Genomic DNA, 20,940 nt, shown 5'->3' with positions numbered 1-20,940 from the left:
CATACAGGATGCTCCAAACGCTTCGCGGCAAGGCCTATCGTCGTATGAGCCGCGTAGCTCAGGATTTTTTATAATCACAGCGACCGAAAAGAGGTTAACGCAAAAATGTCTAAAACGCCGAAGATCATTTATACGCTCACCGATGAAGCTCCTGCGCTCGCTACCTATTCCTTGTTACCCATTATTGATGCCTTTACTGACTCTGCCGGTGTCGAAGTAGAGACCCGCGATATCTCGCTTGCCGCCCGTGTGCTGGCACAATTTCCCGATCTTCTGAACGATCAGCAGCGCGTCAGCGATGACCTGGCGGAATTGGGCGAGCTGGCGAAGACGCCCGAAGCCAACATCATCAAACTGCCCAATATCAGCGCTTCAGGCCCGCAGCTCAAAGCAACCATCAAAGAGCTGCAAAGCCAGGGCTACCCGCTGCCGGACTACCCGGAAGAGCCGAAAAACGACGAAGAAGCCTCCATCAAAGCGCGTTACGACAAAGCCAAAGGCAGTGCAGTAAACCCGGTGCTGCGTGAAGGCAACTCCGACCGCCGTGCGCCGAAATCGGTCAAGAACTACGCGCGTAAATACCCGCACCGCATGGGCGAGTGGAGCGCTGACTCCAAGTCCCACGTGGCGCATATGAGCGACGGTGACTTTTACGGCAGCGAGCAGTCGGCAGTAATGGAAAAAGCTGGCACGCTGAAGATCGAGCTGCAGCAAGCGGATGGCACCCAGGTGGTGCTGAAAGAAGGGCTCGCGGTTCAGGCTGGTGAAGTGATCGATGCGGCTTGCATGAGCAGCCGTCGTCTGCGTCGCTTCATCGACAGCCAGATCAACGATGCCAAAGAGAGCGGCGTGCTGTTCTCGCTGCACCTGAAAGCCACCATGATGAAAGTCTCCGACCCGATCATGTTTGGCATCGTGGTCGAGGAGTTCTACAAAGAGGTGCTGGAGAAGCACGCTGACGCACTGAAGAGCGCGGGCTTCAACGCCAACAGCGGTATTGGCGACCTGTACAGCGCCATCGAGAAGCTGCCCAGCGACCAGCAAGAAGCCATCAAAGGCGATGTTGAGGCGCTGTATCAAACACGCCCGGCCATGGCGATGGTGAACTCCCATAAGGGCATCACCAACCTGCACGTGCCCAGTGACGTGATCATCGACGCCTCCATGCCAGCGATGATTCGTGACTCCGGCAAGATGTGGAACGCCAACGACGAGCTGCAGGATGCCAAAGCCGTCATCCCAGATCGTTGCTATGCCACTATTTATCAAGCGGTGATCGACGATTGCAAACAGTACGGTGCGTTCGATCCGACCACCATGGGTAGCGTGCCCAACGTGGGTCTGATGGCGCAGAAGGCCGAAGAGTACGGCTCTCACGACAAGACCTTCCAAATGCCTGCCGACGGTACCGTCGTAGTGACCGATGACTCGGGCAACACGGTATTTAGCCATGCAGTAGAAGCGGGCGATATCTGGCGTATGTGTCAGACCAAAGATGCTCCGATTCAGGATTGGGTGAAGCTGGCCGTGACTCGCGCCCGCGACAGCGGTGCACCGGCGCTGTTCTGGCTGGATGCCAACCGTGCCCACGACGCCCAACTGATCAAGAAGGTCGAAACGTACCTGAAAGATCACGACACCGCTGGCCTGGATATCCGTATCCTCGCACCGGTCGACGCGATGAAAGTCTCCCTGGAGCGTATTCGCAAGGGGGAAGACACCATCTCCGTCACCGGTAACGTGCTGCGTGACTACCTCACCGATCTGTTCCCGATCATGGAGCTGGGCACCAGCGCCAAGATGCTCTCTATCGTTCCGCTGATGAACGGCGGTGGTCTGTTCGAAACGGGCGCTGGCGGCTCTGCACCGAAGCACGTTCAGCAGTTCCTGGAAGAGAACCATCTGCGCTGGGATTCACTGGGTGAGTTCCTGGCACTGGCTGCATCGCTCGAACACCTAGGTAGCACTTTCGGCAACGCCCGCGCCACGCTGCTGGCCAAGGCGTTGGATGAAGCCAACGGCAAATTCCTCGACAGCAACAAGTCGCCGTCGCGTAAAGTCGGCGAGCTGGACAACCGTGGCAGCCACTTCTATCTGGCCCTCTACTGGGCAGAGGCGCTGGCAGCGCAGGACCAGGATGCTGAAATGAAGACCCTGTTCGCCCGCCTAGCCGAAGCCCTGAAAGCCAACGAGACGGCCATCGTGGACGAGCTCAACAGCGTTCAGGGACAGGCGGTCGATATCCAAGGCTACTTCCACCCGAACGGTGAGCTGGCTAGCCAAGCCATGCGTCCGAGCAAGACGCTGAACGATGCGCTGGCGATGGTCGTCAAGGGCTAAGTCGCCCCACGTTTAGCTACGCGCTATGCGCGGCTCGACCCCCTGCCTGCTTTGCGGGCAGGGGTTTTTTGTTTAGCCCAGTGTGATAATTTTGAGTTTTTCATGAACCCTTGTTGATGGCGCGCGTCTTATACAGCAGGTTATAGTGTGTACAACTGAACCACGCGTCTAGCGTCTTCAGACGACCTGCGTGTCAGACATCGCCCGTCAGCCGAGAGAAGATGATCCTTGCTGCTTATGCGTACTACAGAAAGCCCCCTCGTGGCGGCCACGTTACAGGCAGGCATGACGCGCCCTGGCATGCCCGAGCATGATGATGACTTGGCAGTACAGTCTGCCGAGCCCGCGTTGGCGCAGCCGCCGCTTTACAAAGTGGTCTTGCATAACGACGACTACACCCCCATGGAGTTCGTCGTTGAAGTACTGCAAGGCTTTTTCAATATGGACAGTGAAAAAGCTGTGCAGGTCATGCTGGCCGTACACACTCAGGGAAAAGCCACGTGCGGCATTTTTACCCGGGATATTGCTGAAACCAAGAGTTATCAAGTGAATGAGTATGCCCGTGAGTGCGAGCACCCGTTGATGAGCGATATCGAAGCGGCGGACTGACCGAATCGATGTGAGCTGCGTTGAAAAAAAGTAGTGAAGGGGCTTGCAACCACGCCATTTGTACCCGATGTTGAAAGTGCCGGTCGATTAAACTGATCCGACGCAAGCCCTAGGTGGCGATATGCCCTAGGTAGTAGCGAAAAGGGGACTGCCATGCTGAGCAAAGAACTTGAACTGACCCTGAACACGGCCTTCACCGTGGCTCGCTCAAAGCGCCACGAATTCATGACCGTTGAGCACCTGCTTCTGGCGCTGCTGGACAATGCTTCTGCGGTGGATGTGCTGAAGGCGTGCGGGGCAAACCTCGACAAGCTGCGGTCCGATCTGCAGGATTTCATTAACTCGACCACACCGCTGATCCCCGAGGGTCAGGGTGATCGTGAAACACAGCCGACGCTGGGCTTCCAACGCGTGCTTCAGCGTGCGGTGTTCCATGTGCAATCGTCAGGTAAGAGCGAAGTCACTGGCGCTAACGTCTTAGTGGCGATTTTCTCTGAGCAAGAGAGTCAAGCGGTCTATTTCCTGAAGCAGCAGAGTGTGGCGCGGGTCGATGCGGTGAACTACATCGCTCACGGCATCTCGAAAGTCTCCGGTCATGGCCCGTCGCCGTCTCCCTCGTCTCAAGAGAACGACGATGCGGAAGAGGGCAGCGCCGAAGGGGCTGCGCATCCGCTCACCGGCTATGCTACCAACCTCAACGAGCAGGCGCGCCAAGGTAAAATCGACCCGCTGATTGGTCGTGATCACGAGCTCGAGCGGGTGGTGCAGATTTTGGCCCGTCGCCGTAAAAACAATCCGCTGCTCGTGGGTGAGGCCGGTGTCGGTAAAACCGCCATCGCCGAAGGATTGGCCAAGCGCATCGTCGAAGAAGACGTGCCGGAAGTCATCGCCGATGCAGTCGTCTACTCCCTCGATATGGGTGCACTGCTGGCGGGCACCAAGTACCGCGGCGACTTCGAGAAGCGTCTCAAGAGCCTGTTGAGCGAGCTGCGCAAGCAGCCCAATGCCGTCCTGTTCATCGATGAGATTCATACGGTGATTGGTGCAGGCGCTGCCTCGGGTGGCGTGATGGATGCGTCCAATCTGCTGAAACCGCTGCTCTCCTCAGGCGAGCTGCGCTGCATTGGTTCGACCACGTTCCAGGAGTTTCGCGGTATCTTCGAAAAAGATCGTGCCCTGGCGCGCCGTTTCCAAAAGGTCGACGTGTTGGCGCCGTCCGTGGAAGACACCATCAAGATTCTCAAAGGGCTACGTTCGCGCTTCGAGGAGCACCACGAACTGAAGTACACCGATGGCGCTCTGGAAAGTGCGGCGCGTCTGGCAGATCGCTACATCAATGACCGCTTCTTGCCTGACAAAGCGATCGATGTGATCGATGAAGCGGGCGCGCATCAGCGGATGCTGCCTCCAGAAGTGCGTGCAAACACGATCGACGTGGAGCAGGTGGAAGCGGTAGTGGCCTCTATTGCCCGCATTCCACCGAAGAGCGTGTCGAGCTCGGATCGTAAGCAGCTCGAGAAGTTGGACCGCGATCTGAAAATGCTGGTGTTTGGACAGGATGAAGCCATCGACTCACTGTCGGCGGCCATCAAGCTCTCGCGCGCAGGGCTGAAGTCTCCTGATAAGCCGGTCGGCAGCTTCCTGTTTGCTGGCCCGACTGGGGTGGGTAAAACGGAAGTGGCCAAGCAGCTGGCGCATATCATGGGCATCGAGTTGGTGCGCTTCGATATGTCGGAGTACATGGAGCGTCACACCGTATCGCGGTTGATCGGTGCTCCTCCTGGCTATGTAGGGTACGATCAAGGCGGTCTGCTGACCGAAGCGATCACCAAGCAGCCTCACTGCGTATTGCTTCTCGATGAGATCGAAAAAGCGCACCCAGAGGTCTTCAACCTGTTGCTGCAGGTCATGGACCACGGGCGTCTGACGGATAACAACGGCCGCGAGGCAGACTTCCGCCACGTAATTCTGATCATGACCTCGAACGCCGGGGCCGAGCAGGCGTCGCGTCGCTCCATCGGCTTCCAGAGCCAGGATCATTCGACGGATGCGATGGAAGTGATTCGTCGGACATTCTCGCCCGAATTCCGCAACCGCTTGGACGGTATTATCCAGTTCCATGCCTTGCCCACCACGGTGGTGCGCAACGTCGTCGACAAGTTCCTGATCGAGCTACAGGCGCAGCTGGACGAGAAGCGCGTACAGCTGGACGTAGACGACACCGCGCGGGATTGGCTGGCAGAGAAAGGTTACGACCCGGATATGGGTGCAAGGCCGATGGCTCGCTTGATCCAAGAGAAGCTCAAGAAGCCACTTGCAGAAATGATTCTGTTCGGGGAGCTTGCCGAGCACGGCGGTATCGTGCATGTCAGCTTGGAAGAAGGAGAGCTTCGCCTCTCGACGGAGTCGGAGATGGCAGATGCGCCCTGAAAAGGGCGCTAAGATGACCGACAAGCAGTAACGCACAGCGCCCTGTCTTCGACGGGGCGTTGTCGTTTCCAGGGAGCGGCGCCGTAATTACGCGGTACGAATAGCCGTGGGGCGTGTCTGCGAGCAGACGTTGCTTGAGGGCACTAGCAAGGCTTAGCGAGAGCGGTAAACGATACGGCCTTTGGACAGATCGTAGGGCGTCAACTCTACCTTGACCTTGTCGCCAGTCAGAATGCGGATGTAGTTTTTACGCATTTTGCCAGAGATGTGAGCCGTCACGACGTGGCCGTTTTCCAGCTCAACCCGGAACATGGTGTTGGGAAGGGTATCAACAATAACGCCTTCCATTTCAATATGATCTTCGCGTGCCATATAGGCAGATCCTCACTTATTTTACATCGTGGATAGTCGAATGAGTGTTTCCGACGGCGTCGACACAAACCAGCACGCCTAAGAAACAGCGCTATATTGTGCCGTAAGCCTGCCGTCAAGGCAAAAAAGCTGGCCAGATTAGCGCATCAACGGTCGCCAATGCCGCCCGTCCAGTAGCTCGATAGGCGAAAACGCCTGCTTGTAACGCATCTTGCGGCACTCTTCGATCCAGTAACCGAGATATAGATGCGGCAACCGTTTCTCTTGGCACAGTTCGATCAGCTTTAAAATCGCCAAGGTGCCAAAGGAGCGCCTCTCCAGGGCTTCGTCCACTTTGAAAAACGTATAAATGGCCGATAGCCCGTGCTCAAGCTGATCGAAGGCTGCCACCGCTACCAACTCGCCTTCCAGGTACATTTCCAGCAGATGCGCGTACGGCTCTTCTAGCGTCAAGAACGTTCGATATTGATCGCGGCTAGGCGGAAACATGTCGCCGTCGGCGTGTCGCTGTCGAATGTAGTCGGCGTAGAGGGCATAGTGCGCTGCATCGAAACGCGCTGGGATGACGCGGGTCTCGATATCGGCGTTGCGCCGCCAGACTTTTCGCTGGGTGCGATTGGCGCGGAAGTCATTGACCGGTATCCGCACCGATCGACAAGCGTTGCATCCCTCGCAGTGGGGGCGGTATAAGTGGCGTCCGCTGCGTCGAAAGCCCAGTAGCGACAACGAATCGTACACCCCAGGCACGGGCGACTCCTGAGGGTCGAGAAACAGCGTGGTTGCCTCTTTGCCTGGCAGATAGCTGCAGGCGTGAGGAACGGTTAGGAAGAAGCGCAAATCCCGCACGGGGCGGCGAGGAGCGTTACTACTCACGGCTTGCCTCCTTGGTCATGAACGGCAGTCACTCTGTTGCTGCGGTGCCTGATGCAATCGCGGCGAGCCACGGCGAGTCGGGGACGCTCGGCACTTGATCCGCAGCGCTGGCCAAGCAAAATGCTTTGTCTGGCAACCACTCTTCAAGATAGTTGATGAACGTACTGCGGGCGACTGTCGTTGCGCCCAGGCTGGCCAGGTGCGGCGTGTGCATTTGGCAGTCGATCAGCTTGCCGCCATGGGTGTGCATGGCGCTTGCCAAATGGGCCAAAGCAATTTTAGAGGCGTCGGGCTGGCGTGAAAACATCGACTCGCCGAAAAATACTGGTCCCATCGCCAAGCCATAGAGCCCGCCCACCAACTGGCCGCCGTGGTGGACTTCGACGCTGTGGGCAATGCCCAACGCATGTAGACGCTGGTAGGCGTGGCGCATCTCTGGATGGATCCAGGTGCCAGGCGCGTCTTTGCGCGGGGCGGCGCAGCCTTCGATCACTTGCGTGAAGTGTTGATTCAGCGTCACGTGAAAGCCACCATGTCGCAGCCGTTTAGCTAGGCTGCGGCGTCGTTTAAACTGTGCAGGCAGCAGGATCATGCGCGGATCTGGGCTCCACCATAAAATGGGGTCATCGTCGCTATACCAAGGAAATATCCCTTTTCGGTAAGCGTCTACCAGCCAGGCTGGTGTAAGCTCTCCACCGGCAGCCAGCAGGCCGTTAGGGTTATCCAACGCCCGCTCGGTGGAAGGAAAAGTGGGGTGTGGCGATGAGAGCCAAGGTAGCATCGCTTGCTCCTGTTGCTAGTGGCGTCCGTCGAAGCGCTGTGACGGCGGAAGGATGCTCGGTATGATGCAAACTCGCAAGTGGATTAAAGACACCGTGTGGTGTAAAGGGAGAATCGCTTGAAAGTAAATAAGGCGGTAGACAAGCGAACGCAGCGGCAGTCGCGTCAGTCACCATCGAGTTCTCAATCATCGACGCGGGTCAATGCCGCGAAGGACAAGGCGCGCCGTTTTGGCCTGCGCCTGCAGGGCTCCGCCCGTGAAGGGGTGGTGGTCGTCATGCTGGCGCTGTGCGTCTTCTTGTTATTAGCGCTGTTTAGTTATCACCCTGCCGACCCTGGCTGGTCGTATCAAGGTCCGGAAACCGAGGTGCGCAATTGGATGGGGCCGGTCGGAGCTTGGCTGGCCGATGTGCTGTATTCGCTGCTCGGAGCGAGCGCGCTCTGGTGGCCGGGCATGTTTGGTTACGCCGCCTGGTGGCTAATGCGCTCACGCCAGGTGCGCTTCGAATTAGACCCCGTGGCGATTGCCGTGCGGGCGGGTGGCCTTGTGCTGCTGATGTTCGGCACGACCATGTTGGGCGCCTTGCACTTTTATCACCCCGATAGCATTTTGCCCTATGCCTCCGGCGGTATCCTGGGAGAGGGGCTCGTGGGCACCTTGAAACCCCTCGTCAGTAGCGGCGGCGTGGGCCTGATCGCGGCAGCGCTCATCCTGATTGGGTTTCCGCTGTTTAGTGGCATGTCGTGGCTACAGGTTGCCGATGAAGTCGGTCGTAAGCTTTGCCGTATCGGCGGTTGGTTTGGCGAGCGTCGTGCCAAGCGGCGCGAAAAGCGTGCCGAACGTGCTGCCGTGCGTGCAGCGGCCAAGGCGGCGTCCAACAAAGTGAAGCAGCGCTCCTGGGCAGAGCCGAGCGATACGAGTACTGACCCTGTCGATGAAGAGGTCGAAGAGGAGAAAGCGACAGTCGCTCCGCGCATCCGTGAAGCCCCCGAGCCACCCGTGCGTGCTGCCGTGAGTGAGCGTTCACCTGCCGGTCGTCGTGAGCGCCGTGAGCCGAGCTTCACGGCACCCGCCGAAGAGGAAGAGGCGTCGTCGGTCACCGATACGTCGATTCCTTGGGAAGCGGCCGCTGTACTGAGCGAGCGTCATGCACCGCCCCCTCCCGCTGCTGCCGCATCTCAAGACCCCGAGCCGGAGACAGCGCCTGCTCCGAAGATGACGCCAGAGAAAGACGCGCCCGGCGAGCCGATCATGCCGCTCTCCGCGCGCAAACCGGAGGACGTCGAGGAGCCTGCTCCAGAGCCAACGCCCTCTATCGCCGATACTGAGGTGCCGCTCGAAGCGTCCGAGGCATCCTCGCCAAACGCACAGGCGTTTGCGACCAAGCCCGTGGGTGAACCAGAGCCTGCAGTACATCAGAAAGAGAGTGAGTACTCACCTTTAAACGCCAGCGAGGAGCAGGCAAGCGATGCCTATGCCCCGACCGTGCCGCTGCGCGCAACTCGCGATGAACACGACGAGCAAGAGTCATCTGTACCTATCGCGCCGGGGACGGTGACGCGTCGTTCGGAACCAGAGCCAGAGCCAAAGCCAGAACCAGAACCAGAACCCCGCACGCTGCGCAGTGAGGCGCATCCACCTGCCTATCAGGCGCCTCCCATGTCAGCGGAGCCGCGCCGAGAGCGTGTGCCCGAGGTAGTGCCCGAGCCGGTGTGGGAGGACGATGACGAGGAGCTCCCGATTCGTCCGGCCACCGCTCCACAGGCTGCGGCCAGCGCCCGGCATGAACCCACGTTCTCGACCGACTCGGTGGACGACGAGGCCGATAACGGCCCCACCCTCTGGACCGTCGAACACCTGCAGAGCCAGCGTCCCGCCTTTGAAACGCTGCCGGAGCCCGAGGGCGATGTGCCCAGTTTGCAGCTACTTACGCCACCGGAGCCGCATCAGCCGAACTATACCGACGAGCAGCTTGCCGACATGGCCGAGCTACTGGAAGTACGGTTACGGGAGTATGGCGTCAAAGCCGAGGTAGTGGATACCTGGCCCGGCCCGGTCATTACCCGCTTCGAAATCAAACCGGCTGCTGGAGTGAAAGTCTCCAAAATCAGCAATTTGGCGAAAGACCTTGCGCGCTCGCTGATGGTGAAGAGCGTTCGCGTGGTCGAGGTCATTCCCGGTCGGCCCACGGTGGGCATCGAGATCCCTAACCCGCACCGTGCCATGATTCGCCTGCGCGAAGTGATCGACTCGGACCGCTACCAGCAGGAGAGCTCGCCGCTCACGATGGCGCTTGGCCAGGATATCGGCGGAGGCCCAGTGGTCGCGAACTTGGGCAAAATGCCCCATCTGCTAGTGGCCGGTACGACCGGTTCGGGGAAATCGGTGGGCGTCAACGCGATGCTGATCTCCATGCTGCTCAAGGCCAAGCCCGACGAACTCAAGTTGATCATGGTCGATCCCAAGATGCTGGAGCTGTCGGTGTATGACGGCATACCGCACTTGCTGGCTCCGGTCGTCACCGATATGAAAGAGGCCGCCAACAGCCTGCGCTGGTGCGTGGCCGAGATGGAGCGCCGTTACAAGCTGATGGCTGCCATGGGTGTGCGCAACATCGCCGGATTCAACGCGCGCCTCGATGAAGCTGAGCGCGCGGGTGCCCAGGTCGCCGACCCGTTGTGGGAGCCGCAGCCTTGGGAGATGCACCAAACACCGCCGGTGCTGGAAAAGCTGCCCTACATCGTGGTGGTCATCGATGAGTTTGCCGATATGTTCATGATCGTCGGCAAAAAGGTCGAAGAGCTCATCGCGCGACTGGCACAGAAAGCGCGGGCCGCCGGTATCCATCTGATTCTGGCCACCCAGCGCCCCTCGGTGGATGTGGTGACCGGTCTGATCAAGGCGAACATTCCGTCACGGATGGCGTTCCAGGTCTCCTCACGCATCGATTCGCGCACCATTCTCGATCAGGGCGGTGCTGAAAGCCTGTTGGGTCATGGCGATATGCTCTACTTGCCCGCGGGCTCCGGTCCGCCGAATCGTGTCCATGGTGCCTTCGTGGACGACGATGAAGTCCACCGGGTGGTCGATGACTGGAAACGTCGCGGTGAGCCGGAGTACATCGAAGAGATTCTCTCCGGCGGCGTATCTGCCGATGCGCTTACCGGGCTCGAAGCGGAAGGCGTCGACGGTGACGATGCCGAACAAGATGCCCTCTACGATGAGGCGGTGCAGTTCGTTACCGAGACCCGCAAGGCGTCCATTTCCGCCGTACAGCGGCGCTTTAAGATCGGCTATAACCGCGCGGCGCGGTTAGTCGAAGCCATGGAAGGCGCGGGTGTGGTCTCTTCCATGGGAACCAACGGTGCCCGCGAGGTGCTGGCGCCGCCACCGGTGGGCCACTGAGCGTGACCACACCAACCATGCAACAAGCGTGAAAGTCGCGCCGCTGGTGAAACCCCGCGGCGCGTTTCGCGTCTGAGGGGCATAGGGAGCTTTTTTACGCTCTTTGCCTCGTCCGCTATTCGGCAATGATTGCCTAGGGAGAAAGAACATGCGCGAACCCTCTAACCGCCGCTCACCGGCCTTGGCACTGGCAGCCAGTGCGCTCGGTCTGACCTTTGCTGCCCCCATGGCAGCCTGGGCCAATGAAGCTGCAGAACGGCTCACCGAACGTCTAGATCCGCTGGAAAACTACCACGCCACTTTCGAACAGCAGATTCTCGATGGAGGCGGTGATCGTTTGCAGAGCGCGCGTGGGGAAATGTGGCTGTCGCGTCCCGGCATGTTGCGCTGGGAAGTCGAGGCGCCCTATTCGCAAACCGTGGTTTCCGATGGTGAGGACGTTTATCTCTACGACCCCGACCTGGAGCAGGTGACGGTACAGGCGATGGATGACCGGGTCACCCACACGCCCGCGCTGCTGCTATCAGGCAGTGCCGACGAGCTGACCGAAAGCTACGATGTGTTCTACGAGCAGCAGGATGGCGACGATGTCTTTACCTTGATGCCTACGCTGGCAGATACGCTGTTTGAAGAGCTCAGCATGGTGTTCGACGGCGATACCCTCACCGAGCTGTGGATGATGGACAGCACCGGTCAGCGCACCGCCATTACCTTTAGCGACATTACTCGCAACGGTAATATCGACCGCGAACTGTTCGATTTCCAAATTCCGGAAGGCACGGACGTTATTCGCGAAGAGATGTAGAGAGCGAGTCCGTAGAGAAGGGCGGGCGTGTTCAGCCCCGCCTGTGATGTGACGATCGAGCGCTCTATGGCGCTCGATCTGCCTCCTGGTCGCGCTCTTCCCGCCACGCCATGATCTCTGCGAAGCGTTTCTCCTGTCCAAATGCGCTCGGCTCGTAGAAGCGTGCGTTGGGCACGTCTTCCGGCCAGCAGTCGTGGGCGCTGCCTGCTGGATAACCGTTCGGCTCGTTATGGGCGTAACGGTAGCCCTCACCATGACCCAGCTGCTCCATCAGTTTGGTGGGCGCATTACGCAAGTAGGTGGGCACCTCTACCTGCGGCTGCTGTTGCACGAACTGCTGGGCGCTCTTCCAGGCGCGGTCGATGCGGTTGCTTTTGGGAGCCACCGCTAAATGAATGGCCGCGTGAGCAATCGCCCGCTGGCCTTCATAATCACCTAGCCGTAAATAGGCATCCCAGGCAGCGATGACCAACGGCAGCGCACGCGGGTCGGCATTGCCGACGTCTTCGGAGGCAATGGCGGTCAAACGCCGCACGATGTCCAGCGGGTCACCACCGCCCTGAATGAAGCGTGCCATATAGAGAAGCGCAGCATCGGGGCGGGAGGAGCGAATCGATTTATGAATCGCCGATAGCAGGTCGTAATAGGCATCGCCCTGTTTATCGAACGCGCTGGATTGATGGCCCACTACATCTGCCAGCACCGCTTTGCGCAGCACGTCACGTCCATTCTGCCGTTCGGTGAAGTCGCAGGCGGTTTCAAGCAGCCCTAGGGCGCGCCGGGCATCCCCCGCGCTGGCGTGTGCCAATGCTGCCAATACGCCGGGCTCCACCTCGATGGCCCGTTTGCCCAGCCCGCGCTGCGTGTCGGCAAGCGCTTGCTCCATCACCTCGATCAGCTCTTGCGGTGTCAAGGATTTCAGCACGTAGACGCGCGCTCTGGAGAGCAGCGCCGAATTCACCTCGAACGAGGGGTTTTCGGTGGTGGCACCAATCAGCGTTAACAAGCCGGACTCTACGTGAGGCAGCAGCGCATCCTGCTGGCTCTTGTTCAAACGGTGAATCTCATCTAAAAAGAGAAGCGTGGGCGCGGTGCGCTGGCGTGCGCGCTCCACCACCGAACGAATCTCTTTGACGCCAGCCATTACCGCACTTAAGTGCTCGAGATGGGCGTCGGACGCCCGTGCCAACAGCTCTGCAAGGGTGGTCTTACCAACGCCGGGTGGGCCCCACAAAATCATCGAGCGCACTACCCCCGACTCGGCCATACGGCGCAGCGGCTTGTCTGGCCCAACGAGTGCCTGCTGGCCGATGTAGTCATCCAGGGTCAACGGGCGCATGCGATAGGCTAGCGGGGCCTCGTCACCGGGGGTTGCATCAAAAAGATCCATATAAACTTCCGTTGTAAATCGAGACGTTGAACGACCAACGCTTAACAAGTGTCTGTGGTAAATAGCGTAACGTCAGGCTACCTTTTGGCATAACCGTGAATAAGCGCCCGTCCTGTGTGGATCAATCTAGAGGCGCATGGCAAGGATTAACGCTAGTGTAGTAGAACCCAGCTCATGATCGCGTGCCTATTGCTTTTGTAGGGAGAGAGCAGCAGGCATGACACTTACGAAGGAGACGGCACGATGTTAAACCAACTGCGTCTAGATCATGCCAACATGGCGCGAATGCTCCATGTGCTTCAGCTAAAGCATAAAACCTTGGCCAGCGGTGAGCGGCCTGACTTCCAACTGATGCGCGAAGTCGTGGACTACATTCTGTCCTACATGGATGGTTTTGCAACGCCGCTGGAGCGGATTTGTGTCGAGCGGCTGCAGGTTAAGGCTCCGGAACACCTGCCTCTGATGGAGCAGATGGCCAGCGATTATCGTGAGCTCAAGCCCCGTTTGATGCGCCTTTCCCATGATATCGACATGATTCTCATGGATAACATTCTGCCGATGGATCGCTTTGCCGAAGATCTCAAGGCGTACCTGGACGCGCATCGCGGCTATCTTCGCCACGAGCGTGAAGGGCTTTTCCCGCTGATCGACAAACACTTCAGCGAAGAGGACATGGAAGAGCTTCGTCAGGCCCTGCCGGACGGTGCCGAAAAAGAGCTGGAGCGGCTTCAGCTTGCCTACCCTGAGCTATACGCCGAGCTGTGCGGGGCTGATGTGCCCGCGCTGTAAGTGCGTCCCATGTGAATCCTTCTGTGCCGAACGGGGCGTGTTAAACTAGCGCCCCGTTTTTATGGGCGGCTGACACGTTACGCCAACGCGTGACGTGACTGGCCATGGGGCGTTGCGTAGCGCTGGGATTTAACAATGCGGATGGGCAGGTGAGGGGTGATGTCAGGGCCAATACTGATTTTTGATTCCGGCGTGGGCGGGCTGTCCGTTGCCCATGCGCTGCGCCAGCACTATCCCTCGGCTGCCCTTTGCTACGCCTGCGATAACGCTTGGCTTCCTTACGGGCTACGTGACGACACGACGCTAGCCGAGCGCATCGTCACGGTATGCCAAGCGGCGGTAACAGCCTGTCAGGCTAGCGTGCTTGTCGTGGCGTGTAATACCGCCAGCACCCTCGCTTTGGAGGGGCTGCGCCAAGCGCTTTCGATTCCAGTGATTGGCACCGTACCGGCGATCAAACCGGCGGCGCAATTGAGTGCCACGCGGCATATCGGTTTACTCGCCACGACGGCCACGGTGAATCGCCCCTATACCCAAGGGTTGATCGATAGCTTCGCCAGCGATTGCCGCGTCACCAAAATAGCGGCAGATGCCCTGGTAACGGAAGCCGAAGCGTGGCTGGCGGGCGTGCCTCTCGACATGTCGCGTGTGCAGCAGGCGCTGACGCCCCTATGGCAAGCCACCAAGGCGCACCCCGAGCTGGATACCGTGGTGCTGGGCTGCACCCATTTTCCGCTACTGCAGCCGCAGTTGGTCACGCTGGCCCCGGTGCCGATTACCTGGGTCGATTCCGGCGATGCCATTGCCCGCCGGGTCGGGCAAGTTGCCACCACGCTGGTCAGCAGCGCCCATGATGGTCGCTGCTACACGACAGCCCCCGCTACCGCGTTGACCGATGGCTTCGCCCGCTACGGCTTTCAGCCACCACGGCTGCTGGCGCTGCCCGATGCCCGTGAGGCTGTCGACCAGTAAAGCGCCTTTTTAGACGTTCACCATGAGTAATGAGGAGCCACCTTGGCGATCCCGACTGTAGATCCAGCACGCTACGACGAGCAGCTGGCCGAAAAGCAAGCCTACGTGGCCAGCACCTTCGCCGCGTTCGATACACCTGAACTGGAGGTGTACCCCTCGCCGCCCAGCCACTATCGCCAGCGCTGCGAGTTCCGTATTTGGCATGAAGAGGATGACCTGTTCTATGCCATGTTCGAGGTCGACCCGGAGAACCCCAAGAATAAACGCGTCGTGCGCCTCGATCAGTTTCCAGTCGCCAGCGCCCAGATCAACGCGCTGATGCCCAAGCTTCGTGAGGCATGCCTGGCCAGCGACGAACTGCGCCGCCGTCTGTTTCAGGTGGAGTTTCTCACCACGCTGTCCGGCCAAGCGCTGGTGACATTGATTTATCACCGCCCGCTGGGGGAAGCCTGGGAGGCAGAAGCGCGTGCCCTGGAGAAAGCGCTGGATATCATGATCATTGGCCGCTCCCGCAAGCAGCGTCTGGTACTGACCCAGGATCACGTATGGGAGCGGCTCACGGTGGATGGCCGCACGCTGCACTACCAGCAGGTAGAAAACAGCTTTACCCAGCCCAATGCCCACATTTGCCAAACCATGCTGAGCTGGGCCAAAGAGGTGACGCAAGGTCGCCAAGCAGAGGATCTGGTGGAGCTCTACTGCGGCAACGGCAACTTCACGATTGCTCTGGCCGACAATTTTCGCCGCGTACTGGCGACTGAAATCTCGCGCACCTCGGTGGCTAGCGCCAACGTCAATCTCGAGGCCAACGGCGTGACCAATGCCCACGTAGCGCGCATGTCGGCGGAAGAGTTTGCGCTGGCGTTGAAGGGCGAGAAGACCGGCCGCCGCGTGGCCGACATGGCCCTCGACCAGTACGACTTCACGACCGTGCTGGTCGATCCACCCCGAGCGGGGCTGGATGAGCAGAGCTGCCATCAAATCAGCGAATACGCGCAAATCGTCTATATTTCATGCAACCCGGTCACACTGGCCGAGAACTTAGCGCTGCTGACCAAGACCCACGACATCGAGCGATTCGCGCTATTTGACCAGTTTCCGTTTACCCACCACTGTGAATGTGGCGTGCTGCTCACTCGACGCGCGTCTTGAACAAACGCACATGAGCGGCGAGGAACTTGTCAATAGTGCTTATGATGCACAAGCGGCATACACCATGAATAACCTGTCAGATGGTTAGGGTGGCGATGATGGGTAGCGTAAGCTAACGGGTAGTGTGGCCTAAAGGCCTATTGTCCTTCGTTTTTTTGGCCTAAGTAGTGGCCCCAGGCAGTCGAGGTGATGGATGCATTACGTTGCGATCGAAGAGAGTCGGCGGGATCTTTTAAAGCAGCTACAAGAGCGCTTGGAAGCGCGACTGGAGCCAGCGCGGGCGGCCGACATCGAAGCCTTTGCGCGCCACTTTTATGCCACGGTGCCGGTAGAGGACTTGGTCGACCGTCGCTTGGACGATCTGTACGGTGCGACGCTGTCCATCTGGCAATTTCTCCAGCACCATGATCCGAAAAGCCCCAAAGTCCGCATCTTCAATCCGGATTTCGAAGAGCACGGCTGGCAGTCTACCCACACCTTCGTGGCGGTGCTGCATGAAGACATGCCGTTTTTGGTCGACTCCGTGCGCATCGAACTCAACCGTCGCGGCCTAACGGTACACGCCATTCAAAACGCCGTGTTCGCTGTGGCCCGTGATAGCCAGCATCAGTTGAAGGCGCTCACCTCTCCCAAAGATGAGAATGCACCGGACGCCCGTGAATCGCTGATCGTCATCGAAGTTGATCGCCACACCGATGCCGAGTCCCTGGCAAAAATCGAGCGTAACCTGCAAGAAGTCCTACGGGACGTGCGTACCGCCGTGGGCGATTTCGATGCCATGTGCGGTCAAATTACCTTCGCCATTCAAGAGCTGGAAAAAAACTGCCCGCCGCAGATCGACCCGGACGACCATGAAGAGGCCATCGCTTTCCTGGAGTGGTTGCTGAAAGATAACTTCACCTTCCTGGGCTACGATGAGTACCTGCTGGAAGGCAACGAGCTGCAGCGTGATCCCAACAGCGTGCTGGGTGTGTTCCGGTTGGACCAGCCGCGTTACCGCGAGCGTATCCGCACCGAAGAGGGCATCGATGAGCACGATGACTATGTGCTGGTGCCGCAGCTGCTCTCGTTCGCCAAAAGTGCCCACCACTCCCGCGTGCATCGGCCAACGTACCCGGACTACATCACCGTCGACCGCTACGACGATGACGGCAACGTGATCGGTGAGCGTCGCTTCTTTGGCTTGTTCACCGCCACGGTGTACAACGAGTCGCCGCGCAATATTCCGCTGCTACGCCGCAAACTCAAGGCCGTGATGGATATCGCTGGCTTCAACCCCCAGGGCCACAACGGCAAACAGCTCTTGCAGGTGCTGGAAGTCTACCCCCGCGATGACCTGTTCCAGATCAGCACGGAATCCCTGGCCAGCACCGCGTTGGGTATTCTCAATATTCGTGAACGCCGTCAGGTGCGGCTATTCATCCGCGCCGATGTCAGCGGTAAGTTCTACTCCTGCTTGGTGTTCGTGCCGCGCGACGTCTTCTCGACCGACCTTCGCCAGCGCATTCAGGGCATGCTGTGCGATGAGCTCGACGCCCACTTCGGCGACTTCAACACCTATTTATCCGAGTCGGTGCTGGCGCGTATCCAACTGATCCTGCGCTTCAACGGCGATGCCCCGAGCCAATACGATCTCAAACGTCTGGAGAGTAAAGTCGCTCGCTTAGCCCGCAGCTGGCGCGATGACCTGCAGGCGGCGATGATCGAAGGCTTCGGTGAAGAGCGTGCGAACCACCTAATCGATCAGTTCCACGATGCGTTCTCCGCCAGCTATCGGGAAGACTTCAACGCTCGCACGGCCGTGTTCGATGTCCAGCACCTGCTGAATCTGGATAACGGCGACGATCTCTCGCTCTCGCTTTATCGCCCGCTGGAAGAGCAGGCGGGCGGCATGAACCTGAAGTTGTTCCACCGCGAATCGCAAATTCCGCTCTCTGACGTGCTGCCAATGATGGAAAATCTGGGGCTGCGCGTGATTGGCGAGCGCCCCTACGATATCAATGCCCCACAGCAGCGCTACTGGATTCACGATTTCGAGCTGGAGCACAGCCGTGAAGGCGTCAACCTGAGCGAAATGCGTGACACCTTCAGCGAAGCGTTCAAGCGTATTTGGGCAGGCGAGGCCGATAACGACGCCTTCAACCGCCTGATCATCGGCGCTGGGCTGGACTGGCGCGAAGTGGCCATGCTGCGCGGCTACGCCCGCTACCTGAAGCAGATTCGCTTCGGTATGTCGCAAGATTACATTGCCGCAACGCTGGCCAACTATCCGGCCATTACCCAGACCCTGGTAGAGCTGTTCCGCTTGCGTTTCGACCCTGCCCTGCAGCCCAGCAATGTCGATGATTGCCTTGCGCGACTCAACGAGCACCTGGAAGGCGTTGCCAGTCTCAACGACGACCAGCTGCTGCGCCGCTTCATGGAGCTGATTCAAGCGACGCTGCGCACCAACTACTACCAGACCACCGATGACGGCCGCTACAAGGATTACATTGCCTACAAGCTAGAGCCATCGAAAGTCACTGGGATGCCCAAGCCGCGTCCGGCGTTCGAGATCTTCGTCTGCTCGCCGCGGGTCGAAGGCGTTCACCTGCGCGGTGGTAAAGTGGCGCGGGGTGGCCTGCGCTGGTCGGACCGTCTTGAAGATTTCCGGACCGAAGTGCTAGGCCTCGTGAAAGCGCAGCAAGTGAAAAACGCAGTCATCGTGCCCGTCGGCGCGAAGGGCGGTTTCGTATGCAAGCGCATGCCGGAAAACGCCGATCGCGAAACCCAGCAGAAAGAGGGGATCGCCTGCTACCAAATCTTCATTCGCGCGCTGTTGGACGTCACCGACAACCTCGTAGGTGGCGAGGTAGTGCCGCCGCAAAACGTCGTGCGTCACGATGATGACGATACCTACTTGGTGGTTGCTGCCGATAAAGGCACCGCGACCTTCTCCGATATCGCCAACGCGATTTCGGTGGAGTACGGTCACTGGCTAGGCGACGCCTTTGCTTCCGGTGGTGCCAACGGCTACGACCACAAGAAGATGGCGATTACGGCTCGTGGGGCGTGGGAGTCCGTGAAGCGCCACTTCAAGAACCTGGGCGTGAATACCCAAGAAGATCTGTTTACCGTGGTGGGTATCGGAGACATGGCGGGGGACGTGTTCGGTAACGGCATGCTGCTCTCCGACAAGATCCAACTGGTGGGCGCCTTCAACCATCTGCATATCTTCGTCGACCCGAATCCGGATGCCGCAGCGGCCTTTGCCGAGCGTAAGCGCCTGTTCGATCTGCCGCGCTCCAGCTGGGAAGATTACAGCAGCGAACTGATCTCCCAAGGGGGCGGTGTATTCAGCCGCAGCGCCAAGTCGATCACCATCACGCCGGAAATGCAGCAAGCGTTTGGGATCGAAGACGCTCGCCTGTCGCCCAACGACCTGATTCGCGCCATGCTCAAAGCGAAGGTCGATCTGATTTGGAACGGCGGCATCGGTACTTACGTGAAGAGTTCTGAAGAGACCGATGCAGACGTGGGCGACAAAGCCAACGATGCGCTGCGTATCAACGGTAAAGAATTGAACTGCCGCGTGGTCGGCGAGGGCGGTAACCTGGGCCTGACCCAGCGTGGCCGGATGGAAGCCGCCGCCAACGGGGTACGCGTCTACACCGACTTTATCGACAATGCGGGCGGCGTAAACTGCTCGGATCACGAGGTCAACATCAAAATCTTGATCGATGAAGTGGTCAAGCGTGGCGATATGACCGACAAGCAGCGTAACCAGCTGCTGGCCGACATGACCGAAGAGGTCGCCGACCTGGTGATTCTGGATAACTACCGCCAGACCCAGGCGCTGGACCTGTCGGAGATCTTGTCTCACCAGGGCATGGGGCCGTACCGTCGCTTCATCAGCGAGCTGGAGTCCGCCGGTCAAATCGACCGCGAGCTGGAGTTCCTGCCCGCCGATGACGTGCTCAAAGAGCGCGCCAGCAACAATCAGGGCATGCGCTTACCGGAACTGTCGGTGCTGATCTCCTACGCCAAGAGCACCCTGAAGGGCGACTTGATCAACTCCGACGTACCGGACGACCTCTATATCCATCGTCACCTGGAGCGTCTCTTCCCGGCCGTGCTCACCGAGCGTTATCAGAGCGAGATGTACGATCACCGTCTGAAGCGTGAAATCGTCGCCACGCAGGTGGCCAACGATCTCGTCGATCACATGGGCATCGTCTTCGTACGCCGCTTGATGGACTCGACGGGCGCTGGCCGCGCCGATATCGCCCGCGCGTACGTGGTGGCTCGCGACGCCTTCAACCTGCCGTCACTGTGGGCGCAGATCGAAGCGTTGGATAACCAAGTGCCGAGCCGTGTGCAGTACTCCATGATGCTGGACCTGATGCGTATGATCCGCCGCGCTACGCGCTGGTTCCTGCGTCAGCATCTGGGGCTCTCGACCCAGGACACCATCGAGTACTTCGGTCCCCGCTTGGCGCAGTTGCAGGAGGGCATCGGCGAGCTGCTCAGCGGCGAAGAGCAGGCCGTATGGCGTCAGCGCTGCGACGAGCTGCAAGCAGCCGGCGTGCCGGAAGCACTGGCCGCTACGGTGGCCGCCGCGCCCAGCCTCTACGCTGGTCTGGGCATCATTCAGGCCGCACGGATCACCAACGAGAAACCCCAGCGGGTGGCCGAGGTATTCTACGAAATCGGCAGCCGCCTAGAGCTACCTTGGATGATCCAACAGGTCACGCATCTGGAAGTTCGCGACGCCTGGCAGGCCCAGGCGCGGGAAACCTTCCGCGACGACATTGACCGCCAGCAGCTGGCGCTGACCACCAGCGTCCTGAAGTTGGAGGCGGGCAGCCGCGATACCCAGGAGCGAGTAGCCCAGTGGCTAGAGCAGCATGCCGAACTACACCGTCGCTGGTGCCGCTTGATCGACGAAGTGCGCGGTGGCAGTGAAGGTGGATTCGCACTGTTTGCCGTGGCCGTGCGTGAGTTGGTCGACCTCGCCGAGAGCGACAGCGAAGCGTAAGCCGC

The 20,940-nt window shown here is 59.4% G+C and carries 13 protein-coding genes; 9 read left to right on the top strand and 4 right to left on the bottom strand.

Annotated features, from left to right (window positions below; translation table 11 throughout):
• Nucleotides 1–105 precede the first annotated feature (105 nt).
• The 3 genes from QIT27_RS00960 to clpA all read left to right on the top strand — a co-directional run bounded on the left by QIT27_RS00960 (nucleotide 106) and on the right by clpA (nucleotide 5,379).
• Complete coding sequence (locus tag QIT27_RS00960; protein ID WP_285262620.1) at nucleotides 106–2,340, top strand: NADP-dependent isocitrate dehydrogenase; 2,235 nt, start codon at nucleotides 106–108, stop codon at nucleotides 2,338–2,340.
• 300 nt (nucleotides 2,341–2,640) lie between these two features.
• Nucleotides 2,641–2,949 carry an ATP-dependent Clp protease adapter ClpS gene (clpS, locus tag QIT27_RS00955; RefSeq protein ID WP_044627932.1) on the top strand — a complete coding sequence of 103 codons (309 nt, stop codon included), beginning with the start codon at nucleotides 2,641–2,643 and terminating at the stop codon, nucleotides 2,947–2,949.
• Nucleotides 2,950–3,102: 153 nt separating this feature from the next.
• Nucleotides 3,103–5,379 (top strand): ATP-dependent Clp protease ATP-binding subunit ClpA, encoded by a 2,277-nt coding sequence (gene clpA, locus QIT27_RS00950; RefSeq protein WP_159341575.1) that lies wholly within the window; start codon nucleotides 3,103–3,105, stop codon nucleotides 5,377–5,379.
• Between the two features lie 153 nt (nucleotides 5,380–5,532).
• On the opposite strand, the gene infA is transcribed toward clpA, so the two are convergent.
• The 3 genes from infA to aat all read right to left on the bottom strand — a co-directional run bounded on the left by infA (nucleotide 5,533) and on the right by aat (nucleotide 7,405).
• Nucleotides 5,533–5,751, bottom strand: a complete 219-nt coding sequence (infA, locus tag QIT27_RS00945) for a translation initiation factor IF-1 (RefSeq protein ID WP_007111068.1) — start codon at nucleotides 5,749–5,751, stop codon at nucleotides 5,533–5,535.
• Nucleotides 5,752–5,889: 138 nt separating this feature from the next.
• Complete coding sequence (locus tag QIT27_RS00940; RefSeq protein WP_159341576.1) at nucleotides 5,890–6,624, bottom strand: arginyltransferase; 735 nt, start codon at nucleotides 6,622–6,624, stop codon at nucleotides 5,890–5,892.
• 28 nt (nucleotides 6,625–6,652) lie between these two features.
• Nucleotides 6,653–7,405: a leucyl/phenylalanyl-tRNA--protein transferase gene (gene aat / locus QIT27_RS00935; protein ID WP_159341577.1), complete on the bottom strand. Its 753-nt coding sequence runs from the start codon at nucleotides 7,403–7,405 to the stop codon at nucleotides 6,653–6,655.
• Nucleotides 7,406–7,522: 117 nt separating this feature from the next.
• Between aat and QIT27_RS00930 the strand changes: the two genes are divergently transcribed.
• Together QIT27_RS00930 and lolA are read left to right on the top strand one after the other, a co-directional pair.
• A complete protein-coding gene (locus tag QIT27_RS00930) occupies nucleotides 7,523–10,810 on the top strand; it encodes a DNA translocase FtsK (RefSeq protein ID WP_285262619.1) in 3,288 nt (1,095 codons plus the stop codon).
• A gap of 148 nt (nucleotides 10,811–10,958) precedes the next feature.
• Complete coding sequence (gene lolA, locus QIT27_RS00925; protein ID WP_159341579.1) at nucleotides 10,959–11,615, top strand: outer membrane lipoprotein periplasmic chaperone LolA; 657 nt, start codon at nucleotides 10,959–10,961, stop codon at nucleotides 11,613–11,615.
• A gap of 64 nt (nucleotides 11,616–11,679) precedes the next feature.
• Here the strand turns inward: lolA and QIT27_RS00920 are convergent, their stop codons facing one another.
• A complete protein-coding gene (locus QIT27_RS00920) occupies nucleotides 11,680–13,005 on the bottom strand; it encodes a replication-associated recombination protein A (RefSeq protein WP_253017081.1) in 1,326 nt (441 codons plus the stop codon).
• Nucleotides 13,006–13,248: 243 nt separating this feature from the next.
• On the opposite strand from QIT27_RS00920, the gene QIT27_RS00915 reads away from it, so the two are divergent.
• The 4 genes from QIT27_RS00915 (at nucleotide 13,249) to QIT27_RS00900 (ending at nucleotide 20,935) form a co-directional block, all read left to right on the top strand.
• The gene (locus QIT27_RS00915) at nucleotides 13,249–13,794 is read left to right on the top strand and encodes a hemerythrin domain-containing protein (protein ID WP_285262618.1); all 546 of its coding nucleotides are present in this window, start codon (nucleotides 13,249–13,251) and stop codon (nucleotides 13,792–13,794) included.
• A 159-nt stretch (nucleotides 13,795–13,953) separates the two neighbouring features.
• On the top strand, nucleotides 13,954–14,766 hold the full coding sequence (gene murI, locus QIT27_RS00910) for a glutamate racemase (protein WP_285262617.1): 813 nt from the start codon (nucleotides 13,954–13,956) through the stop codon (nucleotides 14,764–14,766).
• A 42-nt stretch (nucleotides 14,767–14,808) separates the two neighbouring features.
• Entirely contained in the window at nucleotides 14,809–15,918 is a 1,110-nt protein-coding gene (trmA, locus tag QIT27_RS00905; RefSeq protein ID WP_285262616.1) for a tRNA (uridine(54)-C5)-methyltransferase TrmA, read from the top strand.
• A gap of 193 nt (nucleotides 15,919–16,111) precedes the next feature.
• Nucleotides 16,112–20,935, top strand: a complete 4,824-nt coding sequence (locus QIT27_RS00900) for an NAD-glutamate dehydrogenase (protein ID WP_285262615.1) — start codon at nucleotides 16,112–16,114, stop codon at nucleotides 20,933–20,935.
• Nucleotides 20,936–20,940 lie beyond the last annotated feature (5 nt).

It is taken from the genome of Halomonas sp. LC1, assembly GCF_030247125.1.
GTDB lineage: Bacteria > Pseudomonadota > Gammaproteobacteria > Pseudomonadales > Halomonadaceae > Vreelandella.
The sequence above is the reverse complement of the archived record's forward strand: the minus strand, read 5'-3'. Positions and strand labels throughout refer to the sequence as shown.

Coding starts and splice junctions, on each gene's coding strand:
- QIT27_RS00960 (WP_285262620.1), top strand. CDS start 106: ATGTCTAAAACGCCGAAGATCATTTATACGCTCACCGATGAAGCTCCT.
- QIT27_RS00920 (WP_253017081.1), bottom strand. CDS start 13,005: ATGGATCTTTTTGATGCAACCCCCGGTGACGAGGCCCCGCTAGCCTAT.
- lolA (WP_159341579.1), top strand. CDS start 10,959: ATGCGCGAACCCTCTAACCGCCGCTCACCGGCCTTGGCACTGGCAGCC.
- murI (WP_285262617.1), top strand. CDS start 13,954: ATGTCAGGGCCAATACTGATTTTTGATTCCGGCGTGGGCGGGCTGTCC.
- infA (WP_007111068.1), bottom strand. CDS start 5,751: ATGGCACGCGAAGATCATATTGAAATGGAAGGCGTTATTGTTGATACC.
- QIT27_RS00900 (WP_285262615.1), top strand. CDS start 16,112: ATGCATTACGTTGCGATCGAAGAGAGTCGGCGGGATCTTTTAAAGCAG.
- clpS (WP_044627932.1), top strand. CDS start 2,641: ATGCCCGAGCATGATGATGACTTGGCAGTACAGTCTGCCGAGCCCGCG.
- aat (WP_159341577.1), bottom strand. CDS start 7,405: ATGCTACCTTGGCTCTCATCGCCACACCCCACTTTTCCTTCCACCGAG.
- clpA (WP_159341575.1), top strand. CDS start 3,103: ATGCTGAGCAAAGAACTTGAACTGACCCTGAACACGGCCTTCACCGTG.
- QIT27_RS00915 (WP_285262618.1), top strand. CDS start 13,249: ATGTTAAACCAACTGCGTCTAGATCATGCCAACATGGCGCGAATGCTC.